The 18609-nt window shown below is 36.1% G+C and carries 17 protein-coding genes, 2 pseudogenes and 1 riboswitch; of the genes and pseudogenes, 13 read left to right on the forward strand and 6 right to left on the reverse strand.

Annotated elements, in window-relative coordinates:
• The coding region (locus ACQKMR_RS13050) for an SH3 domain-containing protein (protein WP_427697666.1) at nucleotides 1–2045 on the forward strand (2045 nt) is incomplete at its 5' end.
• Nucleotides 2046–2286: 241 nt separating this feature from the next.
• Here ACQKMR_RS13050 and ACQKMR_RS13055 read toward each other — a convergent pair.
• Nucleotides 2287–2733 (reverse strand): Rrf2 family transcriptional regulator, encoded by a 447-nt coding sequence (locus ACQKMR_RS13055; RefSeq protein ID WP_427697667.1) that lies wholly within the window; start codon nucleotides 2731–2733, stop codon nucleotides 2287–2289.
• Between the two features lie 433 nt (nucleotides 2734–3166).
• Here ACQKMR_RS13055 and ACQKMR_RS13060 point away from each other — a divergent pair, with 433 nt between their 5' ends.
• Nucleotides 3167–3856 (forward strand): DsbA family protein, encoded by a 690-nt coding sequence (locus ACQKMR_RS13060; protein WP_427697668.1) that lies wholly within the window; start codon nucleotides 3167–3169, stop codon nucleotides 3854–3856.
• Between the two features lie 3 nt (nucleotides 3857–3859).
• Nucleotides 3860–4270, forward strand: a complete 411-nt coding sequence (locus tag ACQKMR_RS13065) for a disulfide oxidoreductase (protein WP_427697669.1) — start codon at nucleotides 3860–3862, stop codon at nucleotides 4268–4270.
• A gap of 137 nt (nucleotides 4271–4407) precedes the next feature.
• Here the strand turns inward: ACQKMR_RS13065 and ACQKMR_RS13070 are convergent, their stop codons facing one another.
• A complete protein-coding gene (locus tag ACQKMR_RS13070; RefSeq protein ID WP_427697670.1) occupies nucleotides 4408–4848 on the reverse strand; it encodes an Rrf2 family transcriptional regulator in 441 nt (146 codons plus the stop codon).
• A gap of 217 nt (nucleotides 4849–5065) precedes the next feature.
• Between ACQKMR_RS13070 and ACQKMR_RS13075 the strand changes: the two genes are divergently transcribed.
• From ACQKMR_RS13075 to ACQKMR_RS13090, 4 genes and pseudogenes are all read left to right on the forward strand, one after another.
• On the forward strand, nucleotides 5066–5707 hold the full coding sequence (locus tag ACQKMR_RS13075; protein ID WP_427697671.1) for an NAD(P)-dependent oxidoreductase: 642 nt from the start codon (nucleotides 5066–5068) through the stop codon (nucleotides 5705–5707).
• A gap of 395 nt (nucleotides 5708–6102) precedes the next feature.
• Nucleotides 6103–6990 carry a UTP--glucose-1-phosphate uridylyltransferase GalU gene (gene galU, locus ACQKMR_RS13080; RefSeq protein WP_427697672.1) on the forward strand — a complete coding sequence of 296 codons (888 nt, stop codon included), beginning with the start codon at nucleotides 6103–6105 and terminating at the stop codon, nucleotides 6988–6990.
• Nucleotides 6991–7357: 367 nt separating this feature from the next.
• Nucleotides 7358–7450: pseudogene (locus ACQKMR_RS13085) on the forward strand (GNAT family N-acetyltransferase); the annotation flags it as partial.
• Between the two features lie 192 nt (nucleotides 7451–7642).
• Nucleotides 7643–8861: pseudogene (locus ACQKMR_RS13090) on the forward strand (MFS transporter).
• A 268-nt stretch (nucleotides 8862–9129) separates the two neighbouring features.
• Here the strand turns inward: ACQKMR_RS13090 and ACQKMR_RS13095 are convergent.
• Both ACQKMR_RS13095 and ACQKMR_RS13100 read right to left on the reverse strand, forming a co-directional pair.
• Entirely contained in the window at nucleotides 9130–9849 is a 720-nt protein-coding gene (locus ACQKMR_RS13095; protein WP_427697673.1) for a pentapeptide repeat-containing protein, read from the reverse strand.
• A 15-nt stretch (nucleotides 9850–9864) separates the two neighbouring features.
• On the reverse strand, nucleotides 9865–10194 hold the full coding sequence (locus tag ACQKMR_RS13100; protein WP_427697674.1) for a PadR family transcriptional regulator: 330 nt from the start codon (nucleotides 10192–10194) through the stop codon (nucleotides 9865–9867).
• Nucleotides 10195–10446: 252 nt separating this feature from the next.
• Here ACQKMR_RS13100 and ACQKMR_RS13105 point away from each other — a divergent pair, with 252 nt between their 5' ends.
• The 4 genes from ACQKMR_RS13105 (at nucleotide 10447) to ACQKMR_RS13120 (ending at nucleotide 13101) form a co-directional block, all read left to right on the forward strand.
• Nucleotides 10447–11067, forward strand: coding sequence for a class I SAM-dependent methyltransferase (locus ACQKMR_RS13105; protein ID WP_427697675.1), 621 nt, complete (start codon nucleotides 10447–10449; stop codon nucleotides 11065–11067).
• A gap of 67 nt (nucleotides 11068–11134) precedes the next feature.
• Entirely contained in the window at nucleotides 11135–11752 is a 618-nt protein-coding gene (locus ACQKMR_RS13110) for a hypothetical protein (protein WP_427697676.1), read from the forward strand.
• A 68-nt stretch (nucleotides 11753–11820) separates the two neighbouring features.
• Nucleotides 11821–12525, forward strand: coding sequence for a class I SAM-dependent methyltransferase (locus ACQKMR_RS13115; RefSeq protein ID WP_427697677.1), 705 nt, complete (start codon nucleotides 11821–11823; stop codon nucleotides 12523–12525).
• A gap of 141 nt (nucleotides 12526–12666) precedes the next feature.
• Nucleotides 12667–13101, forward strand: coding sequence for a DUF2283 domain-containing protein (locus ACQKMR_RS13120; protein WP_427697678.1), 435 nt, complete (start codon nucleotides 12667–12669; stop codon nucleotides 13099–13101).
• Nucleotides 13102–13183: 82 nt separating this feature from the next.
• Here the strand turns inward: ACQKMR_RS13120 and ACQKMR_RS13125 are convergent, their stop codons facing one another.
• Nucleotides 13184–13840: a potassium channel family protein gene (locus tag ACQKMR_RS13125; protein ID WP_427697679.1), complete on the reverse strand. Its 657-nt coding sequence runs from the start codon at nucleotides 13838–13840 to the stop codon at nucleotides 13184–13186.
• Between the two features lie 23 nt (nucleotides 13841–13863).
• A complete protein-coding gene (locus ACQKMR_RS13130; protein WP_427697680.1) occupies nucleotides 13864–15201 on the reverse strand; it encodes a TrkH family potassium uptake protein in 1338 nt (445 codons plus the stop codon).
• Between the two features lie 354 nt (nucleotides 15202–15555).
• A riboswitch (cyclic di-AMP (ydaO/yuaA leader) is annotated at nucleotides 15556–15698 on the reverse strand.
• A gap of 320 nt (nucleotides 15699–16018) precedes the next feature.
• Here ACQKMR_RS13130 and ACQKMR_RS13135 point away from each other — a divergent pair.
• Both ACQKMR_RS13135 and ACQKMR_RS13140 read left to right on the forward strand, forming a co-directional pair.
• The gene (locus tag ACQKMR_RS13135) at nucleotides 16019–16219 is read left to right on the forward strand and encodes a hypothetical protein (protein WP_427697681.1); all 201 of its coding nucleotides are present in this window, start codon (nucleotides 16019–16021) and stop codon (nucleotides 16217–16219) included.
• Between the two features lie 733 nt (nucleotides 16220–16952).
• Nucleotides 16953–18128, forward strand: coding sequence for an iron-containing alcohol dehydrogenase (locus ACQKMR_RS13140; protein WP_427697688.1), 1176 nt, complete (start codon nucleotides 16953–16955; stop codon nucleotides 18126–18128).
• Nucleotides 18129–18609: the final 481 nt, after the last annotated feature.

Here is an 18609-nt window from a genome sequence, read left to right on the forward strand (position 1 = left end):
CAGGGACGCTCAATATGCGAAAAAGTGGAACGGAAACTGCCAGCATAGTCGCGAAGCTATCAAAAGGCACGCAGGTAACGGTGTATTCGGAATCCAAAGGTTGGGCGAAGATCAAAGCTAATGGAAAAGAAGGATATGTCAGTACCAAATATTTATCGACAACGAAGCCAGGAACGGGATCCACACCATCCATACCTGAAAAAACGACGACGAAATATGTAAATGTAAGTTCAGGGACGCTCAATATGCGAAAAAGTGGGACAGAAACTGCCAGCATAGTCGCGAAGTTATCAAGAGGCACGCAGGTAACGGTGTATTCAGAATCCAACGGTTGGGCAAAAATCAAAGCCGATGGAAAAGACGGGTATGTCAGTACCAAATATTTATCGACAACGAAGCCAGGAACGGAATCCACACCATCCACACCTGAAAAAACGACGATTAAATATGTAAATGTAAGTTCCGGGACGCTCAATATGCGAAAAAGTGGGACAGAAACTGCCAGCATAGTCGCGAAGCTATCAAGAGGCACGCAGGTAACGGTGTATTCAGAATCCAACGGTTGGGCAAAAATCAAAGCCGATGGAAAAGACGGGTATGTCAGTACCAAATATTTATCGACAACGAAGCCAGGAACGGAATCCATACTTGAAAAAACGACGACGAAATATGTAAATGTAAGTTCTGGGACGCTCAATATGCGGAATAAACCGTCAGAAGACGCTTCCATCATTGTGAAATTGGCAAAAGGTGTAGAGGTAGAAGTCATATCGGAATCGAATGGCTGGTCAAAAATCAAAGCTTATGGTGGAGAAGGGTACGTCAGTACGCAATATCTGACAACAACGAAGCCTGGTGCTATCCTGGAAAGCACGGATCCGGATCCAGACGATGATAAAACCACGTTAGTTAAATATGTAAAAGTGGATGATGGCTCTAATTTAAATATGCGCTCTTCAGCATCAACTTCCGCTTCGATTATAGCTAAACTTGTAAACAATACGGCAGTAACGGTTTATTCGGAGTCTAATGGGTGGTCAAGAATTACGGCGAATGGAAAGACAGGATATGTAAGTTCGCAATATTTATCAGCCAAAGCACCAGAAAGTCCAGGGAATTCGAATGGAACGATCATCAGGGTTGATAAAGAGTATAATCTTACGATGGACAAGATGGTTGAAATTCAAATGGCTGTAAATGGTCAAACGGATAAAAAGTATAAAACCTACATACGTGAGGATGGCTTAACTTTAATCAATTCAACAAAAGGCACAGTAAAAGGAACCAATTGGCGTGTAAGGGGCGGAGCAGGATCTAATTATTGGGTAGTGGGCGCTGTCAGCAATAATCAATCATTGGATATTAAATCAAAAGTAAAGGGCTCTGACGGGTACTATTGGTATGAAGTGAATTATAACAAGACATGGGTAAATGCTAGTCCAGAAGATATAAAATATAATATCAACCCTGATAATTTTGTGAATGATCCAGTCCATTCGTTCCAATTCGTTAAGCTCTCTCAAGTCACCAACATGAATGCTTCTGAAGTGAATGATAGAATCCTTTCAGGTAAAGGTATCTTATCTGGCCATGCTGCAACCTTCACTTCGGCAGGCGAAAAATATGGGGTAAATGAGATTTATCTTATTTCACACGCTTTATTGGAGACAGGGAACGGGACTTCACCGTTAGCGACAGGTGTCAAGGTGAACGGAAGAACGGTCTATAATATGTATGGAGTAGGAGCATATGACGGATCAGCGGTAAGCAGTGGTGCACAATATGCTTATAATGCAGGCTGGTTCACTCCAGAAGCGGCCATCATTGGCGGTGCTGAATTTATCGCCAAAGGATATATCTCTGCTGGACAGGATACGCTATACAAAATGAGATGGAATCCCACAGCCTCAGAGAAATATGGATATGCTTCACACCAGTACGCGACTGATATTGGTTGGGCTACAAAACAAGTGAAACAGATTTATAATTTGTATAGTTTGTTAGATTCATATAATTTGACGGTTGAAATTCCTAAATATAAATAAAAAAGTTAAAAACACATGAGAATATCTCATGTGTTTTTACTTTAAGCTATTTTTTGCAAACTACTTTGCTCCTTATCAGAGGATATATCTGAGAAGATAGCGATATATCTACGAAACAAGCATATTATCTTCGAATTAAGGAATATATCTACGAAACAGGGTAATTTATCTTCGGAATTGTCTTTATATCAATTTTTCGACAAAAATAAACATATATCACTAATGGATAAGCTGATCTTCCTTAGAATGGCCGTTTACCTAACTCTTCTTTTTTTAAAATATCCTTTACAATATCTTCAATAGTTACTACGCCTAATGCCTTTTCTAAAGCTAGTTCTGCAACTGAAAAGATGGGTTCTATTGCATCTTGAATATTTCTCCCAACGGGACATGCTGGATTTGGGTTATCGTGGATTCCAAATAACTCTTTATCCTGCACCACGTTAACAGCCTGATAAACATCGAGTAATGTAATATCGGATAATTCCTTAGCCAAAGTCGATCCAGCGATACCTGGCCGAACATTTACTAAACCTGCATTTCTTAGCATGCCAGTGATTTTTCTTATTAAAGCAGGATTGGTGTTTACACTTTTTGCGATAAATTCAGATGTGTTAACTCCCTCTTTATTTACTTCTAAAAGAGATAATATATGGATTCCAACTGAAAAACGGGTACTGATAGACATCTTTTTCTCTCCTTTAAAATCTCTATACTTAAATAGTATAAATTATTTAACATGTAATACAAGTAGTTACAAGTTAAAAAAATTAGCGAGGTAACCAAGTTTTCACAAAGTATATTAAAATGGAAGGTATATAAAGGGCCAAAATAAAAGGTACGTGTAATTGACAAAACACTATCCTGAAACTTATATTATTACATGTAAATAAATTAGTTACAGGGCGGAAAAGTAGAAGGAGGGGATTGGCATTTTAGGTGCTAATTTTGCTAGTGCCGCATTAGATGAAATTGTATATCCATGAAAGATTTTTTGTGGTTTCGGAGCTGATTATTTCGTGACTGTAGTAAGTATCAATAAATGGAGAAGCAAAATGGAGTTTGAAAACCGAACCTCCACTAAGTGTTTCTGCCCAAATAAATAAGTATGGAGGTATAAGATGGCTAATAACAAAAAAAACAATAAACAAAAACAATCGTCTACATTCACATTTTGGATCATAGGGTTAATTGCTGTTATTATTATCGGTTTTATATTTTTAGCAAATGGAAAAGAAAAAGATGTAGCATTTGAAATTGATTATAAAGAACAACCCTATTTAGGAGATAAAAAGGCTCCTGTTCAAATTGTTGAATTTGGTGATTATAAATGTCCAGTCTGTAAATCATTTGAGGAGAATTTCTTTCCCTCTATTCAAAGTGAATTGATTGACAACGGGAAAGCACAATTTTATTTCATGAATTATTCGTTTATTAACGTAGACTCAATACGATCCGCTAAATTCGCGGAGACAGTTTATAAGGAATTAGGGAATGATACCTTCTGGAAATTTCATGAGCTGTTATACAGTAAACAGCCAGATGATCAGAAATATGAAAAAGAAGATGTGTTTACGGACAAGTTTTTAGAAGAAACTTTGAAAGAAATCGTAAACGATAGTGATGTCAAAAAGGTTGTTACATCTTTTAAGGCAGACGGTTCTGAGGACTTATGGAACAAAGATATGGAGACTGCTGCCGAGTTAGGAGTATCTGGAACACCTTCCTTATTCGTTAATGGGAAGAAGTTTGAAGGAAATACACTTGAGGATTTAGTGAAAATGGTAGATGAAGCTGCGAAGGAGAAATAGTTCATGAATAAGCCACTGTTATTTTCCTGGATAATATCTATCATTGCCACATCTGGAAGTCTTTATTTTAGTGAGGTTCTTCATTATGTACCATGTACGTTTTGTTGGTATCAAAGAATCTTGATGTATCCATTGGTTCTTTTATTAGGCCGTGCTTTTTATGACCAGGAACTTAAAATTTATCGTTATATTCTCCCTTTGTCGATTTTAGGTATGTTGGTTTCAGGATATCATTATAGCTTGCAAAAAATCCCTGCTCTTCAACAGTTCGAAATGTGTCAAAGTGGTGTTCCTTGTTCAGGAGAATATATTAACTGGCTTGGATTTATCACGATTCCGTTTTTAGCTTTTACTGCTTTTTCATTTATTACTGTATGTATGGGAATACTTATGAGTAAGCACAGTAATGATTGAGTAAGTAATCTTTAATCTAATACACCCTTTGATAAAGGCATCATTCGTTGTGGAATGGTTTCAATATACCTCCACAATGAATGGTGCTTTTATTTAATTTGCACCATTTCGTACTTACCCAGAATCCTCTATATAAATTACGTATTATTAAATTTGTCTTTTTCTAATATATCTTTTACAACATCTTCAATAGTTACTACTCCTAATGCCTTTTTTAGGGCTAATTCTGCAACTGAAAAGATGGGTTCAATTGTATCTTGTATATTTCTTCCAACGGTACATGCTGGATTTGGCTTTTCATGAATCCCAAATAATTCTTTATCCTGCACCACATTAACAGCCTGATACACATCGAGTAATGTAATATCGGATAATTCCTTAGCCAAAGTGGCTCCAGGAATACCTGAACGAGCGTATACTAAACCTGCATTCTTTAGCATGCCAGTAATTTTTCTTATTAAAGCAGGATTGGTGTTTACACTTTTTGCGATAAATTCAGATGTATTAACTCCCTCTTTATTTACTTCTAAAAGAGATAGTATATGGATTCCTACTGAAAAGCGGGTACTGATAGACATTTATTTCGCTCCTTTAAAATCTCCATTTTTAAAAAGTATAAATTACTTAACATGTAATTCGCGTAGTTACAAGTTAGTATTGCTCACAAAAGTTATTAGTAAACTAAAAGTTTGGATAAAATAAATTGACAAAACACCAACCTGTAACTTATATTATTACATGTAAACAAATTAGTTACAACTCAATTAAAGAGACGATTATAGGAGGAGTTTTAAAATGAAAATAGCTATTATTGGTGCAAGTGGAAAAGCTGGAAGTCTGATTTATAAAGAAGCTATAGCTAGAGGCCAGGAGGTTACGGCTATTGTCAGAGATGCAACGAAAGTACAAAACCAAGGAACTGCAGTTTTAGAAAAAGACCTATTTGCTTTGAAGGCAGATGATGTTAAAGAATTTGATGTGGTCGTAAATGCGTTTGGTGCTGCTCCAGGGCATGAACATCTACATGTGGAAGCTGGTAAAGTCTTAATTGAAGCTATGAAAGATGCACCAAATACTAAATTGTTTGTTGTTGGTGGTGCAGGAAGTCTGTTTGTCGACGAAGCGAAAACAACTCGCGTACTAGATACACCAGATTTTCCCAAAGAATACTTTGCAACAGCATCTAATCAATCTAAAAACCTTGAGGATTTACAAAATGCTAGTGGAATTCAATGGACGTTTATCAGTCCTTCTGCATTCTTTGATCCAGAAGGCAAAAGAACAGGTGGGTATAAATTAGGGAAAGATAACATCCTTGTAAACTCAAAAGGTGAAAGTTATGTAAGCTACGCAGACTTTGCTATTGCAGTATTAGATGAAATTGAAAGCCCTCAGCACATAAATGAACGCTTTACAGTTGTTTCGGAAGCTGAATAATTCGAAACATTAATAAGTGTAAACCTAGAAATATTTAAATAGAAAAAATTAATGGCTTAATTAAAATATAGTCCAAAAACGGAGGGATTTTCAGTCTCTCCGTTTTTGTATTTGTTTTAGAGACCAACGAATAGGATTAGTGTTAAAAGCATTATGAACTTCAAGAAATTTAGCATGCGTTAATTTGCCAATTATGGGAGCTTTAATGGGTTTTTAAGTACCTAAGAAATTAGGATGTGATAATTAGCTGAAAATTACATTTATGTATCTGATTACAAATTAATTGGATTTTTTAGCCTAACTTATTTACAAAAAACCAGTCTATGTTACTATAAATGAGAGACGGGAAATTTTAGTAGTTTTTTACAAAGGTAATATGAAGGAGTTACAAATAAATGAAAAGAGTACAAAAAGCAATTATACCTGCAGCGGGATTGGGGACAAGGTTTTTACCTGCTACAAAGGCAATGCCAAAAGAAATGCTTCCGATAGTGGATAAACCAACTATTCAATATATTATAGAAGAAGCTGTAAAATCCGGAATTGAAGATATTATTATTGTCACAGGAAAGAATAAACGTGCGATAGAAGATCACTTTGATAATGCCTATGAGCTAGAGAATAATTTGAGGGATCATGGAAAATTTGATTTATTGGAGAAAGTACAATATCCATCTAATTTAGCCAATATCCATTACATTAGGCAGAAAGAGCCGAGAGGCCTTGGACATGCTATCTGGTGTGCTCGTAATTTTATTGGAGATGAACCATTTGCCGTACTTTTAGGTGATGATATCGTTCAAAGCGAGGTCCCTTCATTGCGTCAATTAATAAATGAATACGATGCAACAGGTTCGTCTATTATTGGAGTACAATCCGTTAATGAAAGCGAAACGCATAGGTATGGTATCATTGACCCGATAACTCAAGATGGTAGAAGGTACGAAGTTAATAACTTTGTTGAAAAACCAAAACAAGGAACAGCTCCATCAAATTTAGCCATTATGGGGAGATATATTTTAACCCCAGAAATATTTGACTTTTTAGCAAAACATGAAACTGGTGCTGGTGGTGAAATTCAGTTAACTGATGCCATTCAAAAGCTAAATGAAATCCAAACAGTATTCGCCTATGATTTTGAAGGTAAAAGACATGATGTCGGAGTTGTAGATGGCTTTGTAAAAACTACAATTGAATTTGCCTTACAACGTCCTGAATTGAGAGACGACATTTTAAGAGAATTGGAAAACATACTCAAAAAGCATAAGGCAGAAGTTAAATAGATAGAGGATATATCTATCTACAAAATGGATTAATGAAAAGCTGTTATAATTGATAAAAGAACTGAGTAGGGGGAAATTTTAAAGTCTTTTAGTATAAATACAAAATCGAAAAACTAAAGCCTTTATATTTATTTTACCCTTTGCTTTTCTAAATAGTTTTCTATAAGAGAACGACTCTGTTTAATGAGTTGTTCTCTTTTTATGTCTCAGGCTTACAATGCAGCCCTGCCTAATTTTACACTTAGCAAGATTTTTTAAAATAAATGGTGAAAAGTTGGAATGGTAATGAGAAAATACCAATAAAAGGTAAAGTTTTATATTGAGAGTAACAAATGATAGGGGAGTACTTAAAATTTTGCGAAGGATAAAAGGCTGTGGGTTGATTAACTTGGATACCTTCAGCTTTCAAGCACCTGCATTTTATCTAAAAAATGGTTATGTGGTTTTTGGAATTATTTAGGATCATCCAAAAGGATTCAATCAATACTTTTTGCAGAAAAGGTTTGAAGTACAGCGGGTAGTTATAAAAATATTATGGTGAGCCTTGGTATATGTACAGAAAGCGATGATGTATTTGTTGAATCATATAACCAGATTTAAATCCAATTGTGATTTTAATTTTTACTAATAAATGCAGAAGGTGAGCGGTTAAATGAATCAGCATATTTTAAAGAACCGATCATTTCTCTTCATATGGATCGGTAGTGTGATCTCTGAATTAGGCGCTGCCTTTGGAGCCTTTTGTAATTCAATTCTTATCTATCAAACTACAGGTTCCACTATGGCTTTGGGAAGTATGTGGATATTATATTTTGTACCATCCCTGCTTTTGCAATTATTTATTGGTCCTTTTATTGATAGATGGAGCCGTAAGTGGACGATGATACTTTCACAGTGGAGTAGAGGTATAATTTTTCTTATCCCACTTATTTCATTAAAAACGGGTAATCTTGAAGCGTGGCACATTTTCACAGTCCAAATCATAGTAGGTTTAATTACGCCCTTATATTCACCCGCTAATCAATCAATTTTGCCTACAATTGTTCCTGAGAACCAGCTAAGCGCTGCAAATGCTTATTTAGATGGAACGATTCGATTAATGACGTTCTTGGCACCAATTGCAGGGGGAGTCGTTGTAGAGTACTTAGGTGTTAAAACCACATTACCAATTGTTTGCTTATTGCTTATTACAAGTGGTTTTATACTGCTGTTCATCCAAGAATCAAGAGTCTCATTATCTATACGCAAATCATGGTTAAACCAGTTTATTGAGGGTCTATCCTATTTTTTCAAACAGCCCCTCATCGTTTGGTTAGGAGTCTTTTTGGCATTTTTTCAATTTGGGGTGGGCGATGGTTATCACTCTTCCCTATATCACTAGTGAGTTATCTGGTAGTTATGCAGAGTACGGATATTTTATGGCTAGTTTCCCTTTAGGGTATGTAATTGGTTCCATGCTTGTAAGTAAAATAAAACATAAGAGTCGCAGGGTTTTGATGTTAGGAGCATTAATTTTCGGAGGTCTAACATATATCTCATTAGGTATTAGCAATAGTATAGTTGTTGCATTCTTGACTGAAATTATTGCTGGAATAGCTATGGCTATTTTTAGTATTCATAATAAAACTATTTTTCAACAAAGCGTGCCTAATCATCTAATGGGGAAAATATCCTCGGTTCGATTATTTATTATTAGAGGTACAATGCTATTAGGAGTAATAACAGGTACATTTTTGAGTGATATCTGGGGGATACGTCCATTGTACTTTTTAATAGGAAGCATTATCTGCACTGTATCTTTATTAGGAATATTACTTCCATTCTTTAAGTTTATTGATAACTCGAATAAAGGGGAACGTTCTGTTTCTTAAATTAAAGGGGAAATGTGAAATACACATAAAAACCCAAGCTAAGACATTCCATTAAGATGAAATCTTATGTAAAGCTATTCTACTTAAGGAAAGAAGAAGAGTTTTACACTTTTTCAGTCTTAGCACGGGGATTTTGATAAAAAGTTGCTGCTGAATTAGTCTCCCATGCTCATCCCTTTTAATGTCACAGCAGTTATGAATACAGTCACACATATGATTGAGGTAGATACTACAATGGCGATTGGTAAACTCATAAAAAATCCCTCCTTTAAAGTATTGTTACTTTGCTAAGATCAACCTTAGCTCCAATTAAAAAGTTGTAAGTAAGTTTATCCATTGAAGCACCCTCAAAGTCGATTTTCTTTAAATCAGACGTTCGAAATTGAACATTCTTGAGTGTTGCGTCGCGAAATGATGCTTTCTTCAATGTTGAGCCCTCAAAAATGGTTTGGTTAAATGTTTCCCCATCAAAGACGAGACCAGCTAAATTACAGCCTTTAAAGTGAGTTTTGTTATAGATACTATTTTTAAAAGTGACTCCCTTTAAGTTTGAACTTTTAAATAGGGTACTCGTTAAATTGACGTTTTCAAAGATACAATTATTTAAGTTACTGCTTTTAAATGTGCTGTTCGTCAGGTCGGAATGGCTGAAATCAGAACGGGTTAAATCGCAGGAATTAAATTTTCCATCATGCACCGAAACCGAGCGGAAGTCGGAATCCAATAAGCGTTGTCTAGAATAGTCCATGTTTATCGCCTGCTCAAGCTCACTGTATTGGAGATTAAATGCTTCTAGGAGCTCTGACACTTCTCCAATTGAATCCACCGTCAATCTATAAGCCTCCTGCTCACTAGAACCTTTTTGTTTATAGTCATTATATTTCTCTATTAAGTTTTGCAGCAGTTCTTCTTCCAGTTCCTTTGTTGTTTTGGCATTTTGATACGGAGCAAAAATGCTGTGAACATGTGCATTTAGTTTTTCAATCACATTTTATCTTCCTTCCTACAAGAGGCGCTCAAGTATTTGCTTGGCCTGCTCCCAGTTATTTTTGTTTTGCGTATATATGTCTTCTCCGATTGGGGTGATTTTATAATATTTTCTTCTGCCGCCTTGTGTAGCATCTCCCCAATAGGAGATGATGCATCCGTCTTTTTCAAGACGTTTTAAGCTGGAATACATCGTTGCTTCCTTTATTTCGTATTGCTCATTTGAACTCACGTATATCAATTTACTAATTTCATAACCATATTTATCGCCACTTTGCAGGAGTTTTAAAATCATCGTATCAACATGTCCGCGAAGCAGGTCAGAGGATAGTTTTCGTTGAACCAAATCCTCACCTCCTTTGGTATACCTTATAGCATATTACTATGACAGTCAAGGTAATATTAATCATAGGGGTAGCATCAAGGATTTTAGATCATATGTATGTTAAGGAAAATCCCAAAGTCGAGAGAAACAGTTGATAGAATAAGGAAAATTTGTAACTTTCATGATATCTATGGTCCTATATAGATCCATACTTGGAAGGAATTTATTATGATTTATAGAAGTAGTGTTAAGAGATATCTGGGAGGGGTGAATTTGAATAATTCTTGGAATAAAGTGATATATAAGATTTGGTCTCCAATTTATGACAATATTTTCAATTCATATCTTTTTTTAAATGCCAGAAGAAGAATATTTGAAGAGATACCGTTTAATAACCGAGAAAGGGTTCTGTTTGTGGGCGTAGGAACGGGGGCCGACTTAGAGTTAATCAAGCACTTTGACTTAGAGATAACGGCAATAGATCTTTCAACTGATATGCTTAAAAAAGCAATGGAGAAATATGAAAATACCTCTATCACGTTTTTAGAGATGGATGCACAAAATATGGATTTCAACAATGAGTCGTTTGATTATATAGTTGGAAGTTTGGTCCTTTCAGTAGTGCCTGATGCAAATAAATGTTTTCAAGAAATGAATAGGGTTTTAAAACAAGATGGGAAAATAATTATATTCGATAAGTTTATCTCTAAAAATAAACAGCTATCATTATCAAAGAAGCTTCTTAGACCTTTTATTAGAGTTTTAGGTACAGATATTGGCTTGCGGTTTGAAGATTTGTTTCGTAGACATGATAAAAATCTAAAAATCGTAGAAGATCAATCGATTATGATGAATGGAATGTATAGAAAGATAATAATTCGTAAATGCAGATGACGTGCCAAAAATCCAATTGCACCACAGTGAAACTCTTAAAGAGTTCATAAAATGGAGTTGAGAATATATGAATTATAGTGAATTTATTGACCCTGATAATTGGATTGGCGGTTTCTATGAACTATCAATTGAGTTTCACCCAGTTGGAGTTAATAAGAGATTGAATGATGCTCTTGTTTCGTTGCAGAAAAGCAAATTCTTCAACGGAATTTGGAAAAAACAGCAGGACTTTCAAACGCATTCAATTTCTTTACCAATAAAAATAGAAGATGACAGTGTGAATCATTTTTATGGAACACTATTAATTTCTGATGAAAATACTACTTTGCCTTGTGTAATTACTATCATCAGAATCGATGGCGAATCTGATTGGTTAGATATATCAATTCCACAAGCAATATTGGAGCAGATCTATCCTTATAAATATCCGCTTACAAAAGAACTTAACCCCTGGTTAAATAAAGTTGATGAGATATTTATAAAATTAGCAGAAAACATATATAATCATTCATCCTTTGACTTAGCAATGATAGGGGAAGAAATTTCAGGTTATACAAACCAAGAAAACATTATCGCTGAATACTTAGAAAAAACAACTTGTATTCTACCCATTCATTTACAGAACCGTCTTGGAGTTCAAGAAAAGGGAGAAGAGCTGTCAAATCAACTAAGGTTGTACTACTAAAGCTCTTCCCCCTCAAAAAACTACTGTTACTCTGTTACTAAAGTATTTATTTGGAAAGAGGGGATATTTTGTCTGAAACTATTTATAACTATGAAGATTTATTAGAAATGCTGGACTCCTTATTGCGTGAGCCAACTAAATTCTGGAATGATTTTTATGAAGATCGTGAAAAGGGGATTCCCTTTTTTGAAAACAAACCAGACGAGAATTTAGTTAATTACTTTGACAGAGAGTTACTTGCTTCAGGGGAGGTTCTTGAACTTGGATGTGGTCCTGGAAGGAATGCCATTTATTTTGCTCAAAAGGGCTGCTCAGTTGATGCTGTTGACGTTTCAAAAGAAGCTCTTGAATGGGGAAAAGAACGGGCGACAGAAAAGAATATGAACGTGAATTTTATTCAAAAAAACATTTTTGACTTAGATATTGAAGAAGGAAAATATGACACAGTTTATGATTCAGGTTGCTTTCATCATATTGCTCCACATAGAAGAATGAATTATATAGAAATGGTGAAAAAAGCGTTAAAGCCTAAAGGTTACTATGCAATTACTTGTTTTGTTCAAGGTGGAATATTAGGTGGTGCAGAAATTTCAGATTGGGAAGTATATAGATTAGGAAGTCTTAGAGGTGGGTTAGGTTTTACTGAGGAAAAACTAAGAACGATTTTTCAAGATTTTGAAGTAATAGAAATACGTAAAATGAAGGAATGTAAGCAATCTAATGATGTCTTTGGGGTATCTGGTTTGTGGACTGCTTTATTTATGAAAAAGTAATTTTTGTGAGCTTGTCCCTATAATTCGAGGAAGCTTAGGGCCGAGAAGTATCTATCCTTTTTCAACTGTGTATAAAGTTTAATCCATATAGTACTAGATTCTTCAGAATATAATTTGGGTTAGCAGAAGAGAAAAATAAGCTTGATACAGATTAAGGGCGGTGGACCATTGGATAAACAAGTGACATATGATACTGAAGCAGATATGGGCTATATCTATTTGGCTGAACCATTTAAGTACAAAATTTCAAATACGGAAGAACTCCCACAAAATAATGATATAATGTTGGATTTTTGTAACCACGTTCCGATTATCGGAATTGAATTAGCAGGAGATACTGCGATAAAAATAAGCCATCTTGTTGATACAGTACATATATTCAAAAAGGTAACTACTGCTGATAATGAGATTATTTACTCTTTCAGATTGAATGATAAATCAGTAAAACAGTCAGTTACTCATTCATATGCTGCGAAAATAGTGTTTCTCTTTTCGGATGCTGACTGTTTAGATTTTATAGGGATTGATATATATGACACAGAGTCGTACGATGAGTCATTCTTAATTGGCGGATAAGCTCAAACTTTTTTAGGTCATCTCATATAGTGAAAGCCGGAACCGTTGAGCGGGTATCCGGCTCCTTGATTAGGGACCTAGGTTATTCAATATTTGCAAACACGGCTAGATCTTCTTTATTACCAACCACTAAAAGCAAATCTTTTTCAAGGATATTCTGATCAGGTGATGGAGCTATGATAATTTCTCCATTACTTACGATGGCAATAACACTGATATTATATTTCGCACGTAGATCAAGATCTCTGAGACTTTTTCCTGTCATGCTTATGGGTATAATGATTTCCTCGATATTGTATTCTTTTGAGAGTTCTATATAGTTCAGCATGTTGGGTGATAGGAGTTGATTAGCGACCCGTTCACCCATATCTCTTTCAGGGTAGATAACCCAGTCAGCACCAACTTTAGCGAGCACTTGACCGTGATGTTTATTTAGAGCTTTTGCTATTACCTTTTTCACTCCTAGTTCCTTTAAAAGCAATGTAGTTAAAATGCTTGACTGCATATCATTTCCGATGGCTACGATGACACAATCAAAATTACGGATTCCAATGGATTTTAGTGCCTCTTCTTCGGTAGTATCAGCCATAACTGCATGAGTTACACTTAATTCTGCATTCTCGACTCTTTCCTCGTTTACATCAATACCCAAGACTTCTTGTCCGGCTGAATATAATCTATGAGCTACACTCGTTCCGAATCTTCCTAAACCGATAACGGCATATTGTCGTTTTCCCATCTTTTACACTCCCTCATTAATGATTAACCAATCATGACTTTGCCTTTTGGACGGCGGAATGGATCTGGTTTACGTCTCATTGCAATAGCAAAAGCAAAAGTCAAAGGTCCCACCCGGCCCGCAAACATCGTGAATATGATGAGCATCCGACCAATAGGGGATAATTCGGGGGTCAATCCCATTGAAAGTCCCACGGTAGCGAATGCTGAAGTGGCTTCAAATAAAATCGTTAAGAAATCACTTCCGCTTTCTGTGATGGTCAGCAGAATGGTGATGGTTGAAACGATAAATAACCCAATGAAGCTAACGGTTAATGCTTTAAATATAGTTTCACTCTCTATGCGGTGACGAAACAATACCACATCACTTTTTCCTTTAATCTGTGACCAAACCGTTCCAATCAGCGTCGCTAATGTGGTGGTTTTAATCCCGCCGCCAGTCGAGCCAGGTGAAGCCCCAACAAACATCAAGAAAATGATAAGCAGCAATGTGGGTTGTGTTAAATCAGGGATATTCAATGTATTAGAACCTGCTGTCCTTGGAGAAACCGATTGATACAAAGAGGCCAACGTTTTCCCCATGAATGATAAAGGCTCCAATGTTTTGGCATTTCCGAATTCAAATATAAAGATTAAAATGGCCCCTCCAATTGTAAGGATTAAGCTAGCCATCAGTACAACCTTCGTATGCACAGACAAACGATGGGTATCACGGTATTCGTATAGTTCATTCATCACGATAAAACCTATTCCGCCAAACGTGATGAGGAAGACGACGGTAAGGGTTACGAATGGATCCGATACATAAGGGGTCAAACTCCTGAATTCTCCCATTAAATCAAATCCGGCATTATTGAAATTCGATATGGAATGAAAAACCCCGTAATAGATCGCTTTGCCGATTGGCATGTCAAATGAAAAGCGAATCGATAAGATAAGGGCACCCATGCCTTCAATGATGGCCGTGAAAATTAAAAGCCGTTTTACTAACTTGACTACACCTGCCATGGATAGATTATTTAAGGACTCCTGCAAAAGTAACCTGCCTTTTAAAGAAATCCTTTTGCCTAATAGGAAAAAGAAAAACGTAGCAAATGACATGAATCCTAAGCCGCCTATCTGAATCAGTGTTAAGATGACCAACTCACCAAAAGTGGTGAAAGTCGTTCCCGTATCCACTACGACAAGCCCTGTTACACATGTAGCGGAGGTTGAGGTGAATAAAGCATCCAGAAAAGCAAGACCATTCCCATTTTCAGTTGAAATCGGCAAGGTCAGCAAATAGGCCCCAATAAGTATCAGGATGGCAAAGCCGAGTACAAGGATTTTTGGCGGATCCAACAATTTTTTTGCTTTTATCAAATTGATCATCCCTACCCATAATATGAATTAGTTAGCTACTATAATAACAAAACGTAATATACCACTCTGATGTTTCCAACGGGTAACCGTTATCCAGTGATAGGGTTAGTATTTCGCTTGTATATGCAATCCATTCGTACAACCAATGGACCAAGTTACTTTTCCAGTACATGCCTCCATTCAGCACAAGCCCTTATATGTGTGATAAAGGTATTTATTATCCTTAATCCCTATCAAGCTTAGGAAATTCTCTTTAGATATTTTAATGCATAATAAAAAGACCTACTTAAACATCTGGCTGCTATTTTGCCACAAAAAAGCTAACAAAAAAGCCCCTGAAATAGGCGGTCTTATGACCTCCTTCGCTTTAGCCGACGAAGTTAGCTGACGGGTAGGATGGCGAAAGAGCTGATCTCATCCTTTCTGCAAGGCAGAATTAACCCCAAATGATTGGTTCCTCCGTACTCAATTTACTTGAGTTTAGGCCGAAATGTATTAAATTGATAAACGTATTCTACTCCCACCATTTACTAGTTGTAAACCCCTAAATTGTAAAAAAATATTTCTAGAAAAAAACAGATAATTTATGTTTTATTTACATATTAAAAACTTATTGACAAAAATTAGTTGGGACATTATGATAGGTTCGATAAATTTGAAAATTTTATATATCTTTTCATGAAGCGTAAGTCATTGCGAATCTATGTTTCTAATATATATATGGTATTTTCTTTTGGAATTAGATACAGAAAAACTCAAGTTTCATTGCATTCGTATATTAAAATTTTAATACATTATATAAAAAAGGCGGGCAATTATGGAGAAAACGTTTAATAGATATGTTATTAACGCTACAGGTAAAGGTGGACAGACATATTTAACTCAATGCCAGGATAAAGATGCACTAAGGAAATGGATAGCTGATCATGAGGACCAAATAATAATGAATGAGTTAAGGATAACAGATAAGAAAAGAAATCCATTTATAAATTTTTTTTTCAAAGGTAATATCATCTGAATCCATAGGTCCTTATTAACTCGATCATGCGAATAATTGAATATTAAAAGATAGATGAGGGTCAAGCACATTGAACAATTAATTCTCTCATCATGTCCTTTGTAGCATTTCAACTATTTAAATTCCTGCGTTAATCAGGCAACCTGAAGCTTAAACATCCATATTGCGTTTTACTTTCAAACTCATTTATATTGAATGAGTTTTTTTTGTATATTGAATAATGGGATGGAATATTCAAAAACTTGTTTATTTACCTCCGCCATGCCTAGTTAAATAATAGGAAAGAATTCTATAGAGAAAATCTATGGGCTTTTTTCTTTGCTCCCAAGAAAGAGAAGTAATCATGAATATCCTGGAATATGGAAATTTGTTACCTGAAATCATTTACTCTATCAACCAGAAAGAGTATGCTTTTTGTATATCTGATTATTGGGAAAATTATAATTAATAGGAGGTTGACTGTGTCTATTGAAGAGTTGATTAACAAAGACGTGAAAAAGTTTCAAGCGGAAGAGTTTCTTCAAGTGAAAAATTGGATGACGCCTAATCTTTGTTAATAGATAATATGTAGTGATGTACCTACATATTATCTGCATCTGTAGTGCAATACCTGCAAAAATTATCTTCTATTTGTTGATGTACGCTTATTATAAAACTTGAACATTTTTTGCTTTATATATTTGTATGAAAACAAAAGGGGGGTTATCAAGTGAAGGGATTTGAATTTTTCAGAATGCCACAGACTATTATATATGGCCGTCAATCTTTTGAGAAAGTGGGAGCGGAAGCGGCATTACGCGGGAAGAAAGCACTCATTATAAGTGATAAGGTAATGAGCCGACTCGGTTATGTCAATCAATGTTGTCAGTATCTTCATGACAACGGAGTAGCGAGTGCAGTTTATCTTGGAGTTGATTCAGAACCAACAGACCAATATGTGGAAGACTCATTAGAACTTTTTCAAAAGGAGTCATGTAATCTAATCATATCCCTTGGTGGAGGAAGCTGTATTGATACTGGGAAAGCAATTGCCGTCCTGGCCACGAATGGTGGATATATTGGAGAATATATGGGCGGAAGAAAAATAGCGGACAAAGCAGCAATACCGCACATTGCTATTCCAACAACCGCTGGAACTGGTTCAGAAGCGACGGATGCTACTGTTATTACGAACACCGGTGATGATGTGAAGATGATGATTAAACAGTCGAATTTTATGCCTTTAGTTGCCATTGTCGATCCGTTGCTGACAGTTTCTTCTCCACCACATATAACAGCTGCGACGGGTGTGGATGCATTAAGCCATGCGATTGAGGCCTATTTATCGAAACGGTCTCACCCGATGACAGACACAATGGCTTTGTCTGCGATGGGATTGATTATAGAAAATATTGAAAACGCTTACGATAATGGGGATAACATAGACGCCCGTGAAAAGATGTCATTAGGAGCCCTTCAAGCAGGGATAGCATTTTCGAATTCTTCCGTTTGTTTGGTTCATGGAATGTCGAGACCGATTGGAGCTTTGTTTCATGTACCTCATGGATACTCGAATGCCATGCTATTGCCAGCGGTATTGGAATTCAGCAAGGAAGCCTGTATGGAGCGGTTGGCGGATTTGGGAAGAATTTTTAAAACTGAATATAAAAACCTTTCTATAGAAAGGGCAGCTTTGGTTGCGGTAGAATCTGTTAAGGCACTTTGCCAAAGGTTGAACATTCCTAATCTCGAAGGATGGGGAATAGAAGAGGAGGAATTTAATCTCTCAGTCAGTAAAATGGCAAGAGACGCTATAGATAGCGGGAGCCCTGCTAATAACCCGAGGGTCCCGACTAAACAAGAATTAGAAGAGCTGTATCATACTTGTTATCATTATAAGTTTGCTACTGAAGATAAAGTACAGGGGTGAATATGTGGATTGGGGTAAAATGGGGATATAATTGGAAGATAATTATACACAAATCATCCCGGTAGGCTGGATGCCCAGGTCATTCATGGGGATGTTAGTGAATACGCGTCTGCTAACTGGGAATTTTACTACAACGTTCCGGACTATATGTTGAAATACATAAACATTCTTAGCGTATTGATCTTTCGTGTAGTTATCTACAGAGTGTTAGTCCGAGCTATCATATCTTGGCTTTGTTAAAGTGGAAAAATTAAAGAAAAACTCGTACACTCCGAAACCTTTTTCTGGAATGCCACCAATTAGGTGGCATTTCAGACTGTAGACAAACTCGATGAAAATCGAGTTTGTCTACAGTTTTTTTGAGGGTTTTAAAAATTTGAACGTTAATTTCCACTCCAGGCACTCGCTTTCCGCGGGCGGTCCGGGAGCCTCCTCGGCGCCTTTGCGCCTGTGGGGTCTCCCTTGGACGCGCTTTTCCCGC

The organism is Peribacillus sp. NPDC096540 (genome assembly GCF_050278525.1).
Lineage (GTDB): Bacteria > Bacillota > Bacilli > Bacillales > DSM-1321 > Peribacillus.

Excerpts from the sequence above, each read along its gene's own strand:
- ACQKMR_RS13055 (WP_427697667.1), bottom strand. The coding sequence starts at position 2,733 with ATGTCTATCAGTACCCGTTTTTCAGTTGGAATCCATATATTATCTCTT.
- ACQKMR_RS13060 (WP_427697668.1), top strand. The coding sequence starts at position 3,167 with ATGGCTAATAACAAAAAAAACAATAAACAAAAACAATCGTCTACATTC.
- ACQKMR_RS13065 (WP_427697669.1), top strand. The coding sequence starts at position 3,860 with ATGAATAAGCCACTGTTATTTTCCTGGATAATATCTATCATTGCCACA.
- ACQKMR_RS13070 (WP_427697670.1), bottom strand. The coding sequence starts at position 4,848 with ATGTCTATCAGTACCCGCTTTTCAGTAGGAATCCATATACTATCTCTT.
- ACQKMR_RS13075 (WP_427697671.1), top strand. The coding sequence starts at position 5,066 with ATGAAAATAGCTATTATTGGTGCAAGTGGAAAAGCTGGAAGTCTGATT.
- galU (WP_427697672.1), top strand. The coding sequence starts at position 6,103 with ATGAAAAGAGTACAAAAAGCAATTATACCTGCAGCGGGATTGGGGACA.
- ACQKMR_RS13110 (WP_427697676.1), top strand. The coding sequence starts at position 11,135 with ATGAATTATAGTGAATTTATTGACCCTGATAATTGGATTGGCGGTTTC.
- ACQKMR_RS13125 (WP_427697679.1), bottom strand. The coding sequence starts at position 13,840 with ATGGGAAAACGACAATATGCCGTTATCGGTTTAGGAAGATTCGGAACG.
- ACQKMR_RS13135 (WP_427697681.1), top strand. The coding sequence starts at position 16,019 with ATGGAGAAAACGTTTAATAGATATGTTATTAACGCTACAGGTAAAGGT.
- ACQKMR_RS13140 (WP_427697688.1), top strand. The coding sequence starts at position 16,953 with ATGCCACAGACTATTATATATGGCCGTCAATCTTTTGAGAAAGTGGGA.